The following is a 19,005-nucleotide window of genomic DNA, read 5'->3' as shown; positions in this document are numbered from 1 at the left end:
TGACTGTAAATCACAAAAGGGAGCGGAATGGTCATGAAAAAACCATTTTCAAAACTATTTGGACTAAAAAATAAAGATGAGCTACTAGAGGTATCGGAAAAAGACCGCCAAGGCGTGCAATCCATTAAAATGGAGCGTATTGTACCTAACCGTTATCAACCGAGACAAACCTTTGATCCTAATCGGATTGAAGAGTTAGCGGAATCGATACAAGCGCATGGGTTATTACAACCTATTGTTGTGCGTCCTATTGAAGAAAACATGTTTGAAATCATCGCGGGTGAACGTCGATTTCGTGCCTTACAATTAAATCGAATGACAGAAGCGGATGTTATCGTCCGTCAATTAGACGATGAAGAAACGGCTGTTGTTGCGCTTATTGAGAATATACAACGTGAAGACTTATCTGCAATTGAAGAAGCGGAAGCCTATAAAAAATTACTGGCATTCGAAGGTATCACACAGTCTGAACTGGCGCAAAGTGTTGGAAAAAGTCAAAGTTTTATTGCGAATAAATTAAGATTATTGAAATTAGAAGCACCTGTGATTGAAGCGGTGCGTACACATCAAATCACAGAACGTCATGCGCGTGCGTTAATCAGCTTATCTCCATCACAACAACTTGAAATGTTAGAAACGATTTTAAAAGAAAATTTAAATGTGAAACAAACAGAAACACGTATTAAACAAGCTCAAGCTCTTGAAACTGAAACCAAAGAGAAAGTCGTCGCAAAGCCGCCAAGCTTTACACGAGATATTTCAGCAGCTCGAGATATCATCGCAGACGGCTTATTAGAAATTCGGGCAAATGGTATAGAATATGAACAAAAAGAAAAAGAACATGATGACTATTATGAAATAAATATAAAAGTGTATCGAAAATAAGAGATGACATCTAAAAAATGTCAACTTATTAAACACCTAAAAATTAGCTTTAAAGGGTTAATTTTTAGGTGTTTTTTTATAGTAAAATGCTCTTAAACTTGAGATACACAAGTCATGAAGATTCCAAATATCTACACTATTATATAAATAATACATATCTACATTTGTTTCATAATATATATTTAAAAATTATATATTAGGCTTTGAAACCCTTTACAAAGTGAATCAATCTCGATATACTTTAAGTGGTTATAACCAGTTAGGAGTGAAAGAGATGAAAATAGAAAGTGCTCCTCTGTATTTCCAAGTTTATGAGTCCCTTCACAACGAAATAAAGTCTGGACGCTTTCAAGAAGGGGATAAGTTACCTTCAGAACGAAAGTTATGTGATACCTATAATGTGAGTCGTATTACAGTGAGAGAAGCATTAAATCGACTTGAACAAGAGCGCTTAATTAAACGAGAGCATGGTAAGGGGTCTTTTGTTTTAGGTAGTCAGTATACTCAATTTTTAGACAAACTTTATAGTTTCAAAGATGAAATTGAAAAAAACGGTGATCAACCTAGTACGCGTATGTTGAATATTACGTTACAGCCTGTGACACCGATTTTACAAGAGAAAATGAATTTAGAAGCCTTTCAATATGTCTATGAGTTGAAACGTTTAAGATTATCTAACGGTACACCCTTGATTTATGAAGTGAGTTATTTACCGATGCATTATTGTGAAGGTCTAGATCGCTTTGATTTTAATCATGTCTCATTATATGAAACACTCAATCAACATTACAACATTCAAATTTCAAATGCTTATGAAAACCTAATGGCAAGTAAGCTCACAAAAGAAAGTGCAGCATTATTGAATGGTGAAGTTGATGAGAGTTGCATGTATATCGAGCGCTTTAGTTACTTTAATGACGCTATCATTGAATACACTCAAAGTATCGCAAGTGGGCATAAATACAAATACACAGTGAAGTTAATGTAATCACAGTGAGGAGGTTATTTACGTGTTGAAAGATACACATACTTATAGAGAAATTAAGCAACAACCTGAAATGTGGCGAAGAACGAATGATATTGTTTGTGCTCAACAATCTGCCTTTGAAACATTCATTCAAAACATAGTGCGCGACAATCCAAATAAGCGTTTGAAAGTAATGTTTACAGGTGCAGGGTCGAGTGCGTATGTGGGTGATGTTGCACGTATGGCACGTCGAAATGATAGTTTTAAAAATTTTGACTTTGAATCAGTACCAACAACACACCTTGTAACAAATCCAGAAGTGTATATTAACGACGAAACAGCATATTTGATTGTGTCTTTTGCGCGTTCTGGTAATAGTCCTGAGACGAAAGCGACGGTTGAAATTGCGAATCAGTTAACACATCATGCGTACCATTTGTATATCACCAATAATAAAGATGGCTTTTTAGGTCAATCTGAAGAAAGTAATCATGTCTTTAAAATCGTGTTACCTGATGAGACGAATGATCAATCTTTAGCGATGACTTCAAGTTTCTCATCGATGTTATTTGCAGTATATGTGTTATTTGGTGGTCAGTTTTATGACACATTTTTTGATGTAGCATCAAATCATTTCGATTGGATTGAGGATCAAGCTGATCAAGTTAATGCTGTTGATTTTTCAAAGGTGTTTTATGTCGGTACGGGGCTGATTGGCGAATTAACGAAAGAAGTGAGCCTAAAGTTAAATGAATTAACAGCAGGTCAAATTGAAATTGCACGTGAAACAACACTTGGTTTTCGCCATGGACCTAAAGCAGGATTAAGTGATGATGCTATTTTTATCATGTTGCGTAGTAATGAAGCGTATATTCGCCAATATGAAGCGGATATTATTTCAGAAGTGACGCAAGTAAAAGATAGATATCACGTTTTAGTATTAGATGGCCAAGAGCAGGATGATACACATACAATCACACTGCCAGAAGCTCAAGAGTTGAATGACTTAGAGTTAGCGTTACTATATTTGATGTTTGGTCAATTATTAGCTGCTAAAAAATCAGTGTCATTAGGATTAAACCCTGATAATCCAAGTCCAGACGGATTTATTAATCGCGTTGTGAAAGGTGTTACCATTTACCCATTAGAATCAACAAAATAGGAGTCGATAATTATGATAGCAACCCATACTTTTAACCCATCAATTGATATTACGTATAGTATTGATCCAATTCAAGTCGGTGAGGTTAACCGTGTGAAAGATATGATTAAAAATCCAGGAGGCAAGGGGATTAATGTCACAAAAGTACTTGATATTCTAAACGTCCCTTATCGTGCTTATGGCTATCTAGGTGGTAGCCATGGTGAATGGATGAAACAAGCTTTAAAGGATAAACACATCGAAACAGCGTTTACTGATATTAAAGATGAGACACGTCAAAGTCTTGCGATTAATGATGGTACATCTCAAACAGAAGTGTTAGAACAAGGACCAACGATTTCTAAAGCAGAACAAGAGGCCTATATTGAAACTGCTAAAAAAGGTTTAGCGGAAACGACTGTAGTGACGATTAGTGGTAGTTCACCTAACTTAGAAGATACTTCTAAATTTTCACATATGCAGCGCGTTTTAGAGTTATATCAAAATAGCTATAACCTCGTAGATACGAATGCTAAGGAATTGAAACAATTATTAGAGGAACATTTACCAATTCATTGTATTAAACCGAATCAATCCGAGTTTGAAATGTTAATCGATGCGTCAGACCTTTCTATTGATGCGTGTATTCACGAATTAAAAACACATGCATTCTTTAAAGATATTGATGTCTTTTTAACATTAGGTGGAGACGGTGCAATCATTAAATGGAAATCAGATGTTTATCGCGCAACGCTTCCTAAAAAAGATATCATTAATCCAGTCGGGTCGGGCGATTCAACAGTTGCAGGTATTGCATATAGCGTCCATGAACAACTTGAACCTGAAGCAATGATTAAACTGGCTTTAGCATGCGGGACGTCTAACGCATTACAAGCACAAACAGGTCACATTGATTTAGAGCAAGTTGAAACAATTAAAAAAGAGATAGAAGTGGAGCGAGTATAATTGGCAATCAAGGATTTGAGTCGATTAGTCGATAACCGTGGTATATATGCGGCAGTTGCAGTCGATCAACGCGGGGCAATGCGTAAGCTTTTAGGAGATAAAGGTACACCTGAAAATTTAGCATGCTTTAAAAAACTTGTGGCAGAGGTACTAACACCAGAGGGGTCTAGCTTTTTAGTAGACCCCGAGTATGGCCTCGATGCTGCTCAAGCAAAAGCATCTCATGCAGGTCTCATTTTATCTTATGAACAAACCGGTTATATCAAAAATCAACCAGGTCGTCTTCCAAGATTAATTGAAAATCAGAGTGTTCAAAGATTGGCTAAACTTGGCGCAGATGCTGTTAAGTTTCTATTGTACTATGATGTTGACGAATCAGATGAGATTAATCAAAAGAAACAAGCCATCATCGAACGTGTAGGATCGGAATGTAGAGCTGAAAATATACCATTTTTATTAGAAATTTTAACTTATGACGATACGATTGGTGATGAAAAAGGTGAGGCTTTTGCTAAAGTCAAACCTCGAAAAGTCAATGAAGCCATGAAAATCTTTAGTGAAGCACGATTTGGTGTTGATACGCTAAAAGTAGAAATACCTGTAAATATGAACTATGTTGAAGGATTTGGCTCACATGTGGTGATGACTGAACAAGAAGCGGCCGAAGCCTTTAAAGCTCAAGCAGCATCTACACATTTACCTTATATTTATTTAAGTGCGGGTGTGACGGCACAATTATTTAATGATTCACTCGTTTTTGCTGCAGAACATGGGTCAAAATTTAATGGTGTCTTATGTGGACGTGCAACTTGGAAAGGTGCGACAGAAGCACTGTTAACAGATGGAGAAGATGCAGCACGAAAATGGCTTCAAACTGAAGGATTAGACAATCTCAATGCACTAAATGCAGTGAATCAACAAACAGCGACACCTATTCAGTAGATTGGAGGAAGTGTCATGGCTCGATTTAAAATTGATACAGAGTTTTTGTTAGACGATCAACCTTTTAAGATTTTATCGGGTGCCATTCACTATTTTAGAATGCCAAAAGAGGATTGGTACCATTCGCTTTATAACTTAAAAGCACTTGGTTTTAACACTGTTGAGACGTATGTACCTTGGAATTTTCATGAAACGATTGAAGGCCAGTTCGATTTTGAAGGTCATAAAGATGTAGGAGCTTTTTTAAAGACAGCTCAAGCGTTAGGATTGTACGCCATCGTGAGACCATCTCCTTATATCTGCGCTGAATGGGAATTCGGTGGACTGCCAGCATGGTTATTAAACGATCGTAATATGCGCATACGTTCAAGAGACCCGAAGTATCTAGAGAAAGTACAAGTATACTATCATGAACTATTTAAAATTTTAACACCACTCCAAATTGATAATGGTGGGCCAATTATTATGATGCAAATCGAAAATGAATATGGCTCATTTGGAGAAGATCATGACTATCTTAAATCTATACAACAGATGATGATAGATGAAGGGGTGACGGTTCCTTTCGTTACATCAGATGGTGCGTGGGCGCAATGCTTACGTGCAGGTAGTATGATAGAGCATAATGTATTACCAACCGGAAACTTTGGTTCAAGAACGAAAACCCATTTTAGTAATTTAAAAGATTTTCATGTTGAACATGGTAAAACATGGCCTCTCATGAGTATGGAATTTTGGGATGGATGGTTTAATCGCTGGGGTGAGGACATTATTAAACGTGACAGTTCAGACCTTGCAAGTGAAGTACAAGATGCCATCAAACTAGGTTCTGTCAATTTATACATGTTTCACGGCGGTACCAACTTTGGATTTTGGAATGGTTGCTCAGCAAGAGGGACGAAAGATTTACCTCAAATTACATCTTATGATTACCATGCACCACTGGATGAAGCGGGTAATCCGAATGATAAATATGAAGCGTTGCGAGCTATGTTAAAAGAGACGTTACCAGAGGTCGAACAACATGATCCACTGGTTAAAACGTTCACAGAAAAGAAAGCGGTTCCATTATCTGGTAAGGTAAGTTTGTTTTCGATTTTAGAAGATATTTCTCACAAGACAACGAGCTTTTATCCTCAAACTATGGAAGAGGCTGGAACTGGATATGGTTATATGCTCTATCGCACATCGATAAAAAAGGAAACAGAAGCGGAACACTTTCGTATAGTAGATGCAAGGGATCGCGTTCATTTTTTCGTAGATCAAGTGTTAAAGTATCAAGCTTATCAAGAAGAAATAGGCGAACGATTTGAAGTGACATTAGCACATGATGCTACGGTTGATATTCTTGTTGAGAATATGGGACGTGTGAACTATGGTTATAAGTTATTAGCACCAACACAACGTAAAGGATTAGGTCAAGGCTTGATGCAGGACTTACATTTTGTGCAAAACTGGGAGCAATTTGATATTGATTTTGATTTGCTTGAAGCGGCGCATTTTGAGAAGTCGTGGGCCGAGGAACAACCTGCTTTTTATAAGTATATCGTTAATTTTGAAACGCCGGATAATACCCATATTGATATGAGTGGGTTTGGTAAAGGTGTTGTACTTGTAAATGGTTTTAACATAGGGCGTTATTGGAATGTTGGACCTACGCAGTCGATCTATATTTCAAAAGCATTATTAAACGAAGGTGATAATGAAATTATTATCTTTGATACTGAAGGACAATATCAAGAAACAATTGATTTTGTTAAAACACCACAATTTTCATAAAACAAGTTAGAGGAGAGATACATTATGGCAATTATTGGAAACAGAATTGATGGAAGATTAATACATGGACAAGTCGCAAATTTATGGGCTACAAAATTGAACATTAGTCGTTTTATGGTGATTGATGATGAAGTCGCACAAAGTGATATTGATAAACAAGCACTTAAACTTGCCACACCTGCAGGTATCAAGTTGAGCGTTTTACCTGTGGAAAAAGCAGCCAACAATATTAAAAATGGAAAATACGATTCTCAACGTGTCATGATTATTGCCAAACGTCCAGATCGTTTTGTCTCTTTAGTCAATCATGGTGTTCAAATTGAGGAATTGAACGTAGGAAATATGTCTCAAACAAATGAAACACGTACTATTACAAATTCAATCAACGTAACGGATGAAGATGTTGAGCACTTTAAACAACTTAAAGCACAAGGCGTACGTATCATTTCGCAAATGGTTCCTAATGATAAAGCTGTAGACTTTATGACATTAATTAATGAATAGATAAGGAGGCGTTCACCTTGGAAATTATGTGGTGGCAAATACTATTATTGACGCTCTATGCAGGATATCAAATATTAGATGACTTACAATTTAATATTTTTGGACACCCTGTTTTTGCGGGTATTATTTCTGGATTAATTATGGGTGATATTACAACAGGCCTCATTATTGGTGGAGGAATGCAATTAACGATTCTTGGTGTCGGTACTTTTGGTGGGGCATCACGTATCGATGCAAACTCTGGTACAGTGCTAGCTGTTGCATTTTCAGTAGCTTTAGGCATGAATCCACAACAAGCTTTAGCTACACTTGCAGTTCCTGTTGCAAGTTTAATGATACAAACAGATATCCTTGCACGTTTTACGAATACATTTTTTGCACATCGTATCGACGCTAAAATTGAACAAATGGATTATAAAGGAATTGAGCGTAACTTTTTATATGGTGCGATTCCTTGGGCTTTATCTCGCGCGATTCCAGTATTTTTAGCATTAGTATTTGGTGGTAGTGTTGTAAGACGTATTGTAGATTATCTCAACGGTGATTTAAAATGGTTAGGCGATGGTTTGACCGTAGCCGGGGCAGTCTTACCTGCAGTAGGTTTTGCGATATTACTACGTTACTTACCATTAAAGAAACATTATCCTTACTTTATTTTAGGTTTTATTATTACGGCAATCATGGTGACGCTATTTGATGGATTATCCGGTTTAGGTACAGCAGTATCTGGGTTAGATAAACAATTTGATATGTCATTTTCATCATTGCCAATGCTTGCGATTGCGGCAATCGGTTTTGCATTTGCAGGTTTAGAGTATAAACGTACATCAACGCCAAAAGCAGCAGAGACATCAGCTTCAAATAGTCATAATACGGCAGATGACGATGAAGGAGAGATTGATGATGACGAACTATGATCAAAATAAAATCAATATATCCCAAACTGCTGATACTGAAAATATGAAGCACACAGAAAACTTAACTGGCACGCGACCAACAACACCATATCAATTAACAGATAAAGATTTTAGACAAATCAACATCAGAAGTTTATTCTTCTTCCAATGGGGTTGGAACTATGAGCGTATGCAAGGTTCTGGTTATTTATTTACGATACTACCACAACTTCGTAAAATATATGGTGATGATACGCCAGAACTCAAAGAAATGATGAAAACACATGCGCAATTCTTCAATACAAGTAACTTCTTTAACACGTTGATTACTGGTATCGATATTGCGATGGAAGAAAAGGAACAATTTAAATCGAAAGAATCGGTTAAAGGGATTAAAGTAGGTTTAATGGGACCTTTCGCGGCAGTTGGAGATGCTATATTTGGTTCATTAGTCCCAACGATATTTGGTGCGATTGCTGCGAACATGGCACAAGACGGCAATCCATTCGGAGCACTACTTTGGTTTATCGCGATGCTTGCTATTATTGTCTTTAGATGGAAACAACTGAAATTCGCATATAAAGAAGGAATCTCTCTCGTAACAACAATGCAACATCGTTTGGAAGCGCTAACAAATGCTGCGACATTACTCGGTGTATTTATGGTTGGAGCTTTAGTCGCTACAATGATACGTGTTAAATTTGCATGGGCACCTAAGATTGGTGATTTAACAGTTAATATCCAAGATAATGCAGATATGATATTACCACGTTTATTACCATTATTGATTGTTTTTGCAGTGTACTGGTTACTCGGTCGCAAAAATATGAATTCGACACGCGCGATATTTATTGTAATTATCGTTTCAATCATTTTATCTGCATTAGGTGTAATCACAAATATTTAAAAGGAATGAATTAAGCATGGAAAAATTAATTTTAGTGAGTCATGGTTCATTTTGTGAAGGCATAAAAGATAGTGTTGAAATGATTTTAGGGCCTCAAGAAAATATTCATACTGTAGCCTTAAGACCAGAACAAGGGCAAGAGGACTTTGAAAAAGCATTTAAGTCACTTATCGAAGACGATGATAAGGTTATCGTTTTTGCAGATTTACAAGGTGGAACACCAGCGAATACCATTTCAAAATTAATCATGAAAGGTGAACCGTACCAGTTATACACAGGGATGAACTTGCCAATGATTATCAGTTATATTAACGCACAAATGATTGGCCAACCAGAAGACTATGCACAAAAAGCAAAAGACGGTATCATCAATGTGAATGAGTTATTATCTAACATCGATGACGAAGATGAATAAGTCATCTAAACTGAAGTAAAGAAGGTATACTATGTCTTACGCAATTGTAAATGGGACGATTTACACTGATTCAGGTGTGATTTCAAAAGGATACATTATTATCGAAAACGGACGCATCGCAGCAATTGAATCAGGTGATTATGAAGGTACACTTGAAACATTAGATGCTCAAGGTCAAAACATCTTACCAGGATTTATTGATATGCATATTCATGGTGGTTACGGTGAAGACACAATGGATGCATCGTATGAGGGGTTAATGCATCTAGCACAAAAATTATTATCAGAAGGGACCACATCCTTTTTACCAACAACTATGACACAATCAAATGAAGCGATTGAAAAAGCATTAGACAATGTTGTTAAAGTTCAAGCACAACAACAAGGAACAGACTCTGCAGATATTGTAGGTGTACATTTAGAAGGTCCATTCATATCTGAAAATAAAATAGGTGCACAAAATCCGAAATACATCCAACGCCCATCGATTAAACAATTAGAACATTTTCAGCAGGTTGCACATCATCTTATAAAGATTGTGACGATAGCACCAGAAGTTGACGGGGCAGAAGAGACGATTCAAGCGTTAAAAGAAGATATTATCTTCTCAATGGGGCATTCCGAAGTCACATTCGATCAAGCAAATCATGCGGCTGATATTGGTGTACAACATGTGACACACTTATATAACGCGGGTACACCATTTCAACATCGAGACCCAGGTATGTTCGGTGCTGCCTGGACCAATCCGAATATTAACACAGAAATTATTGTAGATGGCATCCATTCACATCCAGCAAGTGTACAAATTGCTTACCAACAAAAAGGGAATACACACATGTACTTAATTACAGATGCCATGCGCGCAAAAGGCATGCCTGACGGACAATATGAACTCGGTGGTCAACCGGTCATCGTTAAACAGAATGAAGCCCGTTTAGAAAGTGGTTCTCTAGCAGGAAGTATTTTAAAAATGAATGATGGTCTACGTCATTTTATGAATTTTACTGGTGATACGCTAGCGTCATTATGGCGTGTTACGAGCTTAAATCAAGCAAAAGCTTTAGGTATAGACCATGAAAAAGGTAGTATTGCAGTAGGTAAAATAGCTGATCTTGTAATTGTCGATGAGGATATTCAAGTCAAACATACAATTAAAAAAGGTCATATTCATACATTTTAGTTCAATTAAAGGCTAGGTCAACGCTAATCTTGACCTAGCCTTTAATATACATATTAAAATCAAAAACCTATAATTTAGCGAATTTCATTATTGTTAGTTTAAAATGTATTAAATTAGCTTTTAGAATAACTGTAAGAACCTATCAGTAAGCCCACAGGAATTCCGATAAATGGTGTGAAAATCATACTTAAAATAATCATAGAAATAATCATTATAAAGAAACTTTTAGAGCCTATCTTCATATTTAAGATATTTTCTTTCACATTCATAATATAATTTCTAATATCCATTATGTCCACCTCTTTAATATTCTAATTTTTTAAATTGATATATGCTAATCGCATAGAAAATCAATGCATATATCAAAAATATCACAGTAATTATTAAAAATATAGAGCTAAACTGATGATGCACCAGTTGTTCCTGATAGCCATTAGGAAATATGAATTTTAATGACTTTAAAAATGGCGCAATTGAACTTACAATGAAAAAACCTAAAACGCCTAAAATTGTGTATCCATTAGGAAAGTGGATTGACAGTAAAACCGCTAATAAAATACATAAAATTTGTACAAAAAATGTTCCGAAAAATTCTATAATCACATATTGTAAATCACTTTGTGTTTGTGGTAAGAATTGATGTGCCGACAGTTCCATGTGATTGATATGGAAGAGATACAATATTAAAGCACAGATAAAAAGTACGACTATAAATAAAAAATATAATAGTATTAAAGCAAGTATCTTACTATTACATAATTGAACTCTTGGAAGATCTTTATAAAAATACATTTGTCCCTTTACTTTTTCAGAATAAAAGTTAAGTCCAATGATATACGTTAAGATGACTAATGGTATCACAGCGTTATTTTGAATAACAAATACAGAAGAAAAGAATTCTAAGAAACTTAATGAGTGCTTCTCACCACTTAACTGCATAAAATTTGTATTAAATAAAGCGACGATGAAAAGGATTAACGGAAATAAACCAAAAGCCAAATATAACCAAGATGCTTTCATTTTAAGCAAATTTTTAAAAATAGGTTGGAATTTCACCATATTATACGATATCTCCTTTGAATTTTTGTTGAATGTGATCTGTTTTGTCTTTTAAATTTAGAATTTTATATTCTTTGATGAGATCTGAGATCAAATCGTTCAGTATATCTTCGCTATTCGATACTTCAATGACTTCACTTTTAGAAGTTAATGTAATAAAATCACCATATTTCTCCTTATAATTAGGAGTAAACTCAAACGGCTTGTTAAGTGTGATAATGGTTGTATTATTTTGATCCAATAAAAAGTCTTCTTTTAGTTCTCCGTTTTCAATGAATAAATATCGATTACAGATTTCTTCTAATTCACTCAATTGATGACTTGAAATAATAATCGCAGTATCCTTTTTCTGCACCCATTGTTTCAAAGTTTGAATTAATTTTTCGACACCATTAGGGTCTAAACCAACAAAAGGTTCGTCTAATATCAATATTTTTGGTTCTGTGACTAAACAAACAGCTAAGGATAATCTTTGTTTCATCCCAAATGAGAAGTGACTCGGATTGACATGGCGCTTTTCCCATAAGTCTACAAGCTTTAATACATTTTCTATATTGTCATAATGTTCTTTTTTACCATTTAAACTAATAAAAAATTTCAAATGTTCAATGGCATTTAAATGGTTAAATAAAGAACCTTCTATCATAAAACCAAAGTCATTTAAAGAGTTAGGCGCTTTTAATATACTTTTATGATTAATTAATATATCACCATCAGTAGGTTTAATCGCCTTAGCTATAAGTTTCATTAAAGTTGTTTTACCAGCTCCATTTTTTCCAATTAACCCTACAATTTCTCCTTGATCGACTCTAAAGTTGACATTTTTTAATGAATATTGATCATTATTTTTAAATTTTTTACTTAAATGAGTTACTTCTAGCATTGGATCCCTCTTTTCTCATGAATAATCCTATTAAAAACATAGATACAAAATTTAATAAAAAACAAAAATCAATTGTTCTAAATTAGCAAGACCTGTATTGGTAACATTGCCAGTTTCTCTTCGATTCGTTTCGATAAATTTAGAAAAACTAGGACGTGAAATAAAATGTATTTAAACATATAACTTATAATATATATATATATAATGTATTTTATTGTAAGTGTTTGTATGAATAAAACATTAACCTATTTAATACGTTTTAACTATACATTAAAGGTAGTTTTATGTAAAGGTATATTTAATAATCTATAATTGACGATAAAACCCATAATAACAAGCTTTGAAGTCCTCTAATTTCAAAATATTACCTTTAAATTATTTTGAATTTCTGATGTGAAAATGGTTGAGAATAGATAACTGTTATTAGCTTTTAAATACAGCGTTTCAACAATTAAAATTACTAGCAATATTATCATTTGGTTTCATGTCATTCGTATAGGAGATCTTATACCGTTTCCGTTGTTTTTTTCATTATATTCAAAATTAATATCTATAGGTGTAAAATTTTGTTAAAAAACTTAAAATAATATATGATTAAGTTAACAGTTGAATTTTTTAAAAGGATTTGATTTATCTAGACATATCTCAAAAATTTTAATGCATCTTGAATTTTTAGAATTGTTAGATATTTTTAGCTAAAATTGAAATAAAGGTAGGTGAGGGACTTAAAAGTCACTTTAAAATCATCAAAACATCAACTCACATGTAAGACTAACGTGAGTCTAACACGGTAAGAAAAATGTAAATTAACAATTAAAATGTTACTAGAGTTTTTAAAAGATTAAATTCACATAAAATTTCATGATAAATAATAAAATTTGTTGATAAGTATAATTTTACATGAGAAGATAAAAGAAAAAGGAGTGTAGCGAGATGTATTTTACACAAAGGGAAGAGGATAAGTTAATGTTGGTCGTTGCGGCTGATTTAGCTCAACGCAGAAAAGACAGAGGACTTAAGCTCAATCATCCAGAAGCAGTTGCGTTAATTAGTTATGAAATTTTAGAGGGTGCGCGAGACGGAAAGAGTGTTGCGGAACTGATGAGTTATGGTCGTGAAATTTTGTCGAAAGATGACGTAATGGAGGGAGTAGAAGCGTTAATTACAGATATTGAAATTGAGGCAACTTTCCCAGATGGAACAAAACTTGTCACAATTCACCATCCTATCGTATAAAAATATAAAAATTGGAGGAAATGATTATGAAACCAGGAGAAATTATTGTTAAAGATACAGAAATTATTATCAATAAAGGTAAACCTAAAACTGTAATTCCAGTTAAGAATGAAGGAGACCGTCCTGTTCAAGTCGGATCACATTATCACTTTTTTGAAGTAAATGATGCTTTGAAATTTGATAGAGAACTCGCATATGGAAAACATCTTGATATTCCAGCAGGGGCATCTGTCAGGTTCGAACCCGGAGATGAAAAAGAAGTACAGCTCATTGAATATGGTGGCCGTCGTCATATATATGGATTCAAAAATAAAGTAGATGGTCCAATAGATGAATCACGCGTTCACAAAGCTTCCTTTGATCATCAAGACGACAAAGATGAACATTCAAATAAAAACAAAGAAAGTGGGTATAAAAAATGAGTTTTAAAATGACGCAATCTCAATATGAAAGTTTATACGGTCCAACTGTAGGCGATTCCGTACGTTTAGGTGATACGAATTTATTTGCGCAAGTTGAGAAAGATTATGCTTCATTTGGAGATGAGTCAACATTTGGTGGCGGTAAATCGATTCGTGATGGCATGAGCCAAAACCCTAATGTTACTCGAGATGACCCTAAAGTAATGGACCTCGTAATTACTAACGCTCTTGTTATTGATTATGATAAAGTTGTAAAAGGGGATGTCGGAGTTAAGAACGGTTATATCGTTGGCGTAGGCCGTGCAGGTAACCCAGATATCATGGATGATATTGACTTTGTTATTGGTGCATCTACAGATATTATTTCAGGAGAAGGGCGTATCGTGACAGCTGGTGGTATTGATACACACGTTCACTTTATTAACCCTGAACAAGCGCAAGTGGCACTTGAAAGTGGTGTAACGACACATATCGGTGGTGCAGCTGGTGCGTCTGAGGGTGGTAAAGCAACGACAGTGACAGCTGGTCCATGGTATATTCATCGTATGCTAGAGGCGGCTGAAGAGCTACCAGTCAACGTGGGTTTCTCAGGTAAAGGTCATGCATTGAACCATACTGCTTTAATGGAACAAATTCATGCAGGTGCGATGACATTAAAAGTTCATGAGGACTGGGGTGCGACACCTTCTGCGTTACGTACTTCATTAGAAGTTGCAGATATGTTCGACATTCAAGTGGCATTACACGCAGATACATTAAATGAAGCGGGTCACTTTGAAGATACGATGAAAGCTATTGATGGGCGTTTAATTCATATGTACCATACTGAAGGTGCAGGTGGAGGACACGCACCAGACTTAATCAAAGCTGCCGGCTATTCGAACGTATTACCGGCGTCAACAAACCCAACATTACCATTTACACATAATACAATCGACGAGCATTTAGATATGGTTATGATTACACATCACTTGAATGCCTCTATCCCTGAAGATGTTGCTTTTGCGGATTCTCGTATTCGTAAAGAAACGATCGCGGCAGAAGACGTCTTACAAGATATGGGTGTATTTTCAATAGTGAGTTCAGACTCTCAAGCCATGGGGCGTGTGGGTGAAGTGATTACAAGAACATGGCAAGTCGCACATCAAATGAAAGCACAACGTGGCCCATTAGAAGGTGATAGTGAATATAATGATAACAATCGTATTCGTCGTTACATTGCTAAATATACAATTAATCCAGCTATTGCACATGGTATTTCAGACTATGTCGGTTCAATTGATGAAGGTAAATTAGCGGATTTAATTATTTGGGACCCTAAATTTTTCGGTGTCAAACCAGATATGATTATTAAAGGTGGTTTAATTAATACCGCTGTCAACGGAGATGCTAACGGTTCTATTCCAACATCAGAACCAATGAATTATCGTTTAATGTATGGTCAATATGGTACAAATAAACAACGTACATCTATTACTTTCGTATCTAAAAGTGCTTATGATAAAGATATTCAACGTACTTTAGGTTTAAAACGTTTAGTACGTCCAGTCCATGGTATCCGTAATTTAAAGAAAAAAGATATGAAGAATAATGATGCGACACCAAAAATTGAAGTGGATCCTCAAACGTATGATGTTATGATAGATGGCGAAGTATTAAAGAGTGAAGTTGCGAAAGAATTGCCATTAGCACAACGTTATTTCTTATTCTAGGAGATGAAGTCTTATGATAGTTGAGGAAATTCAAGGAAATATAGCGAATTTATCTCAAGATGAAAAAAATGTACACATTGAAAAAGTTTACTTAGAAAACTCAGATTTAGTTAAACGTATTCAACGTGTCAAATCCGATCACGGTACAGAAATCGGTATCCGCTTGAGCCAGCCGATTGATTTACAATATGGAGATATTTTATATCGTGATGATCAAAATATGATTATTATTGATGTGAACTCAGAAGATATTATTGCGATTAAACCACGTACAATTAAGGAAATGGGTGACATTGCGCATCAACTTGGGAACCGCCATTTACCTGCGCAATTTACAGATGATGATGAAATGCTTGTACAATATGATTATCTTGTAGAAGATTTACTGAAAGAATTAGAAATTCCTTATGCACGAGAAGATCGTAAAGTAAATCAAGCCTTTAAACATATAGGACACTCTCATGATTAATCAAGCTTATCTTAAATTATTTCAATTCTGTGATTCACAGTTTCCAACAGGTGCGTTTAGTCATTCATTTGGACTAGAAACGTATATCCAACGTGGAGATGTACATGACGGAGCATCATTTAAAAAATGGCTAGAAGTCTTTTTGACAGAACAATTGACTTATACAGATGGTTTGGCAATGCGTATGACATATCAAGCATTACAAGATAATGATCCTAAAGCGATAGAGCGTTTAGATCAATTACTATTTGTTCAAAATATACCAAGAGAAACACGAAATGGGACAAAACAGATGGGTAAGCGTATGATTAATCTTGCGCATCAGTTATATGATGACCCGTGGATCGATTGGTATTATGATAAAATGTCAAATTATGCAATACGTACGCATCCAGCAGTTGTATTCACGATACTTGGACATCATTTAGAGATGAGCATCGAAGAAACAATTGATTATTACTATTATCAAAACGTTTCAAGTCTTACACAAAATGCGGTGCGCGCGATACCATTAGGTCAGACGGAAGGTCAACAAATCGTCTCAGAAATGATTCCTTTTATCACAAAAACACGTGAAATGGCGATGCAACTTGAGGAATCTGATTTTGGCCTGACAGCACCAGGTATCGAAATGAATCAACTGGAACATGAAAATGTGAATGTACGTATTTTTATTTCTTAGGAGGAATGCGAAATGAAACCCATCAAAATTGGTGTTGGGGGCCCTGTCGGTGCAGGTAAAACGCAATTAATTGAAAAAATCGTAAAACGTTTAGCCGAAGAGAAAAGCATTGGCGTTATTACGAACGATATTTATACAAAAGAAGACCAAAAAATACTTGTCGATTCAGGTGTATTACCTGAAGATCGCATTATTGGTGTAGAGACAGGAGGATGTCCACATACAGCAATTCGTGAAGATGCATCAATGAACTTTGCGGCTATTGATGAGTTAATGGAGCGTCATCAAGATATTGAACTCATCTTTATCGAATCAGGTGGCGACAACTTAGCAGCGACATTCAGTCCTGAACTTGTGGACTTTTCGATATATATTATTGACGTAGCACAAGGTGAGAAAATTCCACGTAAAGGTGGACAAGGTATGATTAAATCGGATTATTTCGTAATTAATAAAACAGACCTTGCCCCACATGTAGGTGCGTCACTCGAACGTATGGCTGAAGATACTAAAATTTTCCGTAAAGATCGCCCATTTGCATTCACAAACTTAAAAACTGATGACGGCCTTGATGATGTTATCGAATGGATTCGTAAAGACATCTTTTTTGAAGGACTAGAATAATGGCAATTTCTGATTGGACAGGTGAGTTAGATCTTACATTTAAGCATGACGGCGAGCGCACAGTAAATGGTAAAACGTACTTCCAAGGTGGGCTCAAAGTCATGCGTCCAACTTATTTAAATGGTAGTCCGCATCCTACAATGTTTCTGATTAACTTAGGTGGCGGCTATGTAGACGGCGATCGCTATCGAACGGAAATTAACTATGAACCGAATGCTCATGCAATTTTAACCACGCAAGGCGCGACTATCGTTTTCAAGACGCTAAATGATAAAGTAGAACAGTATCAAACATTTCGTTTAGATGACCATGCGTTTATGGAGTTTATCAGTGATCCAGTTATTGGCTATACGCACGCAAAGTTTTTCCAGCATAACGTATTTCATTTAAAACCAACCGCATCTATGTTTTATACGGACATTTTAACGCCAGGTTATGATAAAGAAGGTAGAGTATTTAAATATGATTATCTTCATTTATTGAATGAAATCTATGTGGATGAAGAACTAGTGGTATTTGATAATCTGAAGCTCGATACACAGAAAAATCAAATTGCTGAAATTGGATATATGGAAGGCTTAACCCATATGGCTTCATGTTTTTATATTAGCCCAGGTGTGAATCAAAAAACTGTGGAAGCGGTACAAGAGGTAGTTGCACCAATGATTAATGAATCGTGTCGCATTGGGGTAACACTCTTACCTACACACGGTTTAACATTCCGTATTTTAGCGAACTCTACTGATGTTATCAAACGTGTGATTGATGCTGTACATCAATTTGTGATGCAAACATATCATGAAGAAGATGCACAATTTTTAAGAAAATATTAGAATCATCGTCTCTCAGAATAGGGAGACGATTTTTTTATTTGGCTCTTTGTCAACGTCGGTTGGTGAAGACAAAATATACTAAAATGCTATTTTTAGTGACTTGGTACGCTTTTTATGTTCACTTACAAACATCCTAGAAATAACTAATATTCTATTTCTGAAATTATAAAACTTTCTGTAACCGTAAGACATACGTTTAATAAGTTTAGTTTTATTGTTAATACCTTCAATTGGCTCATTTGTTATTAGATTTAAACAGATTCATAATACGAATATGACAACGATTAATCGCTTGAACAATATGAAATCGATCAATAATAATATCGGCATTAGGGAATAAAGATTCAATTAACGATATATAAGGTGGAAACATTGTACTGCACCCCAAAAGTTGAACCTACAAAATTCAACTTTTGGGGTGTTTAATTATGAATAAAAGTTATAGTTTAGATTTCAAACTTAAAATATTACAAGAATACAAAAGCGGGCAACTTGGTTAT

At 35.3% G+C, this 19,005-nt stretch carries 21 protein-coding genes and 1 pseudogene; 18 read left to right on the top strand and 4 right to left on the bottom strand.

Features of this window, described 5'->3' with window-relative positions; all coding sequences use genetic code 11:
- Positions 1-33 precede the first annotated feature (33 nt).
- From HHH54_RS05005 to nagA, 11 genes are all read left to right on the top strand, one after another.
- A complete protein-coding gene (locus HHH54_RS05005) occupies positions 34-885 on the top strand; it encodes a ParB/RepB/Spo0J family partition protein (RefSeq protein ID WP_198617748.1) in 852 nt (283 codons plus the stop codon).
- Positions 886-1,159: 274 nt separating this feature from the next.
- On the top strand, positions 1,160-1,873 hold the full coding sequence (locus HHH54_RS05000) for a GntR family transcriptional regulator (protein WP_198617747.1): 714 nt from the start codon (positions 1,160-1,162) through the stop codon (positions 1,871-1,873).
- Between the two features lie 22 nt (positions 1,874-1,895).
- Positions 1,896-3,014, top strand: a complete 1,119-nt coding sequence (locus HHH54_RS04995) for an SIS domain-containing protein (protein WP_198617746.1) — start codon at positions 1,896-1,898, stop codon at positions 3,012-3,014.
- A gap of 12 nt (positions 3,015-3,026) precedes the next feature.
- Positions 3,027-3,959, top strand: coding sequence for a 1-phosphofructokinase family hexose kinase (locus HHH54_RS04990; RefSeq protein WP_198617745.1), 933 nt, complete (start codon positions 3,027-3,029; stop codon positions 3,957-3,959).
- Positions 3,960-4,901: a tagatose 1,6-diphosphate aldolase gene (locus tag HHH54_RS04985; protein WP_198617744.1), complete on the top strand. Its 942-nt coding sequence runs from the start codon at positions 3,960-3,962 to the stop codon at positions 4,899-4,901.
- A 15-nt stretch (positions 4,902-4,916) separates the two neighbouring features.
- Positions 4,917-6,680: a glycoside hydrolase family 35 protein gene (locus HHH54_RS04980; RefSeq protein WP_198617743.1), complete on the top strand. Its 1,764-nt coding sequence runs from the start codon at positions 4,917-4,919 to the stop codon at positions 6,678-6,680.
- A gap of 24 nt (positions 6,681-6,704) precedes the next feature.
- Positions 6,705-7,184, top strand: coding sequence for a PTS sugar transporter subunit IIB (locus tag HHH54_RS04975; protein WP_198617742.1), 480 nt, complete (start codon positions 6,705-6,707; stop codon positions 7,182-7,184).
- 17 nt (positions 7,185-7,201) lie between these two features.
- The gene (locus tag HHH54_RS04970) at positions 7,202-8,101 is read left to right on the top strand and encodes a PTS mannose/fructose/sorbose/N-acetylgalactosamine transporter subunit IIC (protein ID WP_198617741.1); all 900 of its coding nucleotides are present in this window, start codon (positions 7,202-7,204) and stop codon (positions 8,099-8,101) included.
- The gene (locus HHH54_RS04965; RefSeq protein WP_198617740.1) at positions 8,088-8,987 is read left to right on the top strand and encodes a PTS system mannose/fructose/sorbose family transporter subunit IID; all 900 of its coding nucleotides are present in this window, start codon (positions 8,088-8,090) and stop codon (positions 8,985-8,987) included. The genes HHH54_RS04970 and HHH54_RS04965 overlap by 14 nt, the downstream gene beginning before the upstream one ends.
- A 16-nt stretch (positions 8,988-9,003) precedes the next feature.
- Positions 9,004-9,402, top strand: coding sequence for a PTS sugar transporter subunit IIA (locus HHH54_RS04960; RefSeq protein WP_198617739.1), 399 nt, complete (start codon positions 9,004-9,006; stop codon positions 9,400-9,402).
- 31 nt (positions 9,403-9,433) lie between these two features.
- A complete protein-coding gene (nagA, locus tag HHH54_RS04955) occupies positions 9,434-10,585 on the top strand; it encodes an N-acetylglucosamine-6-phosphate deacetylase (protein WP_198617738.1) in 1,152 nt (383 codons plus the stop codon).
- 113 nt (positions 10,586-10,698) lie between these two features.
- On the opposite strand, the gene HHH54_RS04950 is transcribed toward nagA, so the two are convergent.
- Genes HHH54_RS04950 through HHH54_RS04940 form a run of 3 tightly spaced genes read right to left on the bottom strand, consistent with a single transcriptional unit; the run spans position 10,699 to position 12,527 of the window.
- A complete protein-coding gene (locus HHH54_RS04950; RefSeq protein ID WP_198617737.1) occupies positions 10,699-10,875 on the bottom strand; it encodes a VraH family peptide resistance protein in 177 nt (58 codons plus the stop codon).
- 13 nt (positions 10,876-10,888) lie between these two features.
- Positions 10,889-11,644: a hypothetical protein gene (locus tag HHH54_RS04945; protein WP_198617736.1), complete on the bottom strand. Its 756-nt coding sequence runs from the start codon at positions 11,642-11,644 to the stop codon at positions 10,889-10,891.
- Between the two features lies 1 nt (position 11,645).
- The gene (locus tag HHH54_RS04940) at positions 11,646-12,527 is read right to left on the bottom strand and encodes an ABC transporter ATP-binding protein (RefSeq protein WP_198617735.1); all 882 of its coding nucleotides are present in this window, start codon (positions 12,525-12,527) and stop codon (positions 11,646-11,648) included.
- A gap of 933 nt (positions 12,528-13,460) precedes the next feature.
- Here HHH54_RS04940 and HHH54_RS04935 point away from each other — a divergent pair.
- The 7 genes from HHH54_RS04935 to HHH54_RS04905 are packed head-to-tail and all read left to right on the top strand — an operon-like array spanning position 13,461 to position 18,505.
- Complete coding sequence (locus HHH54_RS04935) at positions 13,461-13,763, top strand: urease subunit gamma (protein WP_198617734.1); 303 nt, start codon at positions 13,461-13,463, stop codon at positions 13,761-13,763.
- Between the two features lie 26 nt (positions 13,764-13,789).
- Entirely contained in the window at positions 13,790-14,185 is a 396-nt protein-coding gene (gene ureB, locus HHH54_RS04930) for an urease subunit beta (RefSeq protein WP_198617733.1), read from the top strand.
- On the top strand, positions 14,182-15,897 hold the full coding sequence (gene ureC, locus HHH54_RS04925; protein WP_198617732.1) for an urease subunit alpha: 1,716 nt from the start codon (positions 14,182-14,184) through the stop codon (positions 15,895-15,897). The genes ureB and ureC overlap by 4 nt, the downstream gene beginning before the upstream one ends.
- A gap of 13 nt (positions 15,898-15,910) precedes the next feature.
- Positions 15,911-16,366, top strand: a complete 456-nt coding sequence (ureE, locus tag HHH54_RS04920) for an urease accessory protein UreE (protein WP_198617731.1) — start codon at positions 15,911-15,913, stop codon at positions 16,364-16,366.
- The gene (locus HHH54_RS04915) at positions 16,359-17,048 is read left to right on the top strand and encodes an urease accessory protein UreF (RefSeq protein WP_198617730.1); all 690 of its coding nucleotides are present in this window, start codon (positions 16,359-16,361) and stop codon (positions 17,046-17,048) included. The genes ureE and HHH54_RS04915 overlap by 8 nt, the downstream gene beginning before the upstream one ends.
- Before the next feature lie 12 nt (positions 17,049-17,060).
- Positions 17,061-17,672: an urease accessory protein UreG gene (gene ureG, locus HHH54_RS04910; protein WP_198617729.1), complete on the top strand. Its 612-nt coding sequence runs from the start codon at positions 17,061-17,063 to the stop codon at positions 17,670-17,672.
- The gene (locus HHH54_RS04905) at positions 17,672-18,505 is read left to right on the top strand and encodes an urease accessory protein UreD (RefSeq protein ID WP_198617728.1); all 834 of its coding nucleotides are present in this window, start codon (positions 17,672-17,674) and stop codon (positions 18,503-18,505) included. Before ureG ends, HHH54_RS04905 begins: the two co-directional genes overlap by 1 nt.
- A gap of 78 nt (positions 18,506-18,583) precedes the next feature.
- On the opposite strand, the pseudogene HHH54_RS04900 reads toward HHH54_RS04905, so the two are convergent.
- A pseudogene (locus HHH54_RS04900) lies at positions 18,584-18,878 on the bottom strand (transposase); the annotation flags it as partial.
- Positions 18,879-19,005: the final 127 nt, after the last annotated feature.

The sequence above is a fragment of the Staphylococcus canis genome (assembly GCF_016238445.1).
GTDB classification, from domain to species: Bacteria; Bacillota; Bacilli; order Staphylococcales; family Staphylococcaceae; genus Staphylococcus; species Staphylococcus canis.
This window is presented reverse-complemented; position numbering and strand designations above follow the sequence as displayed.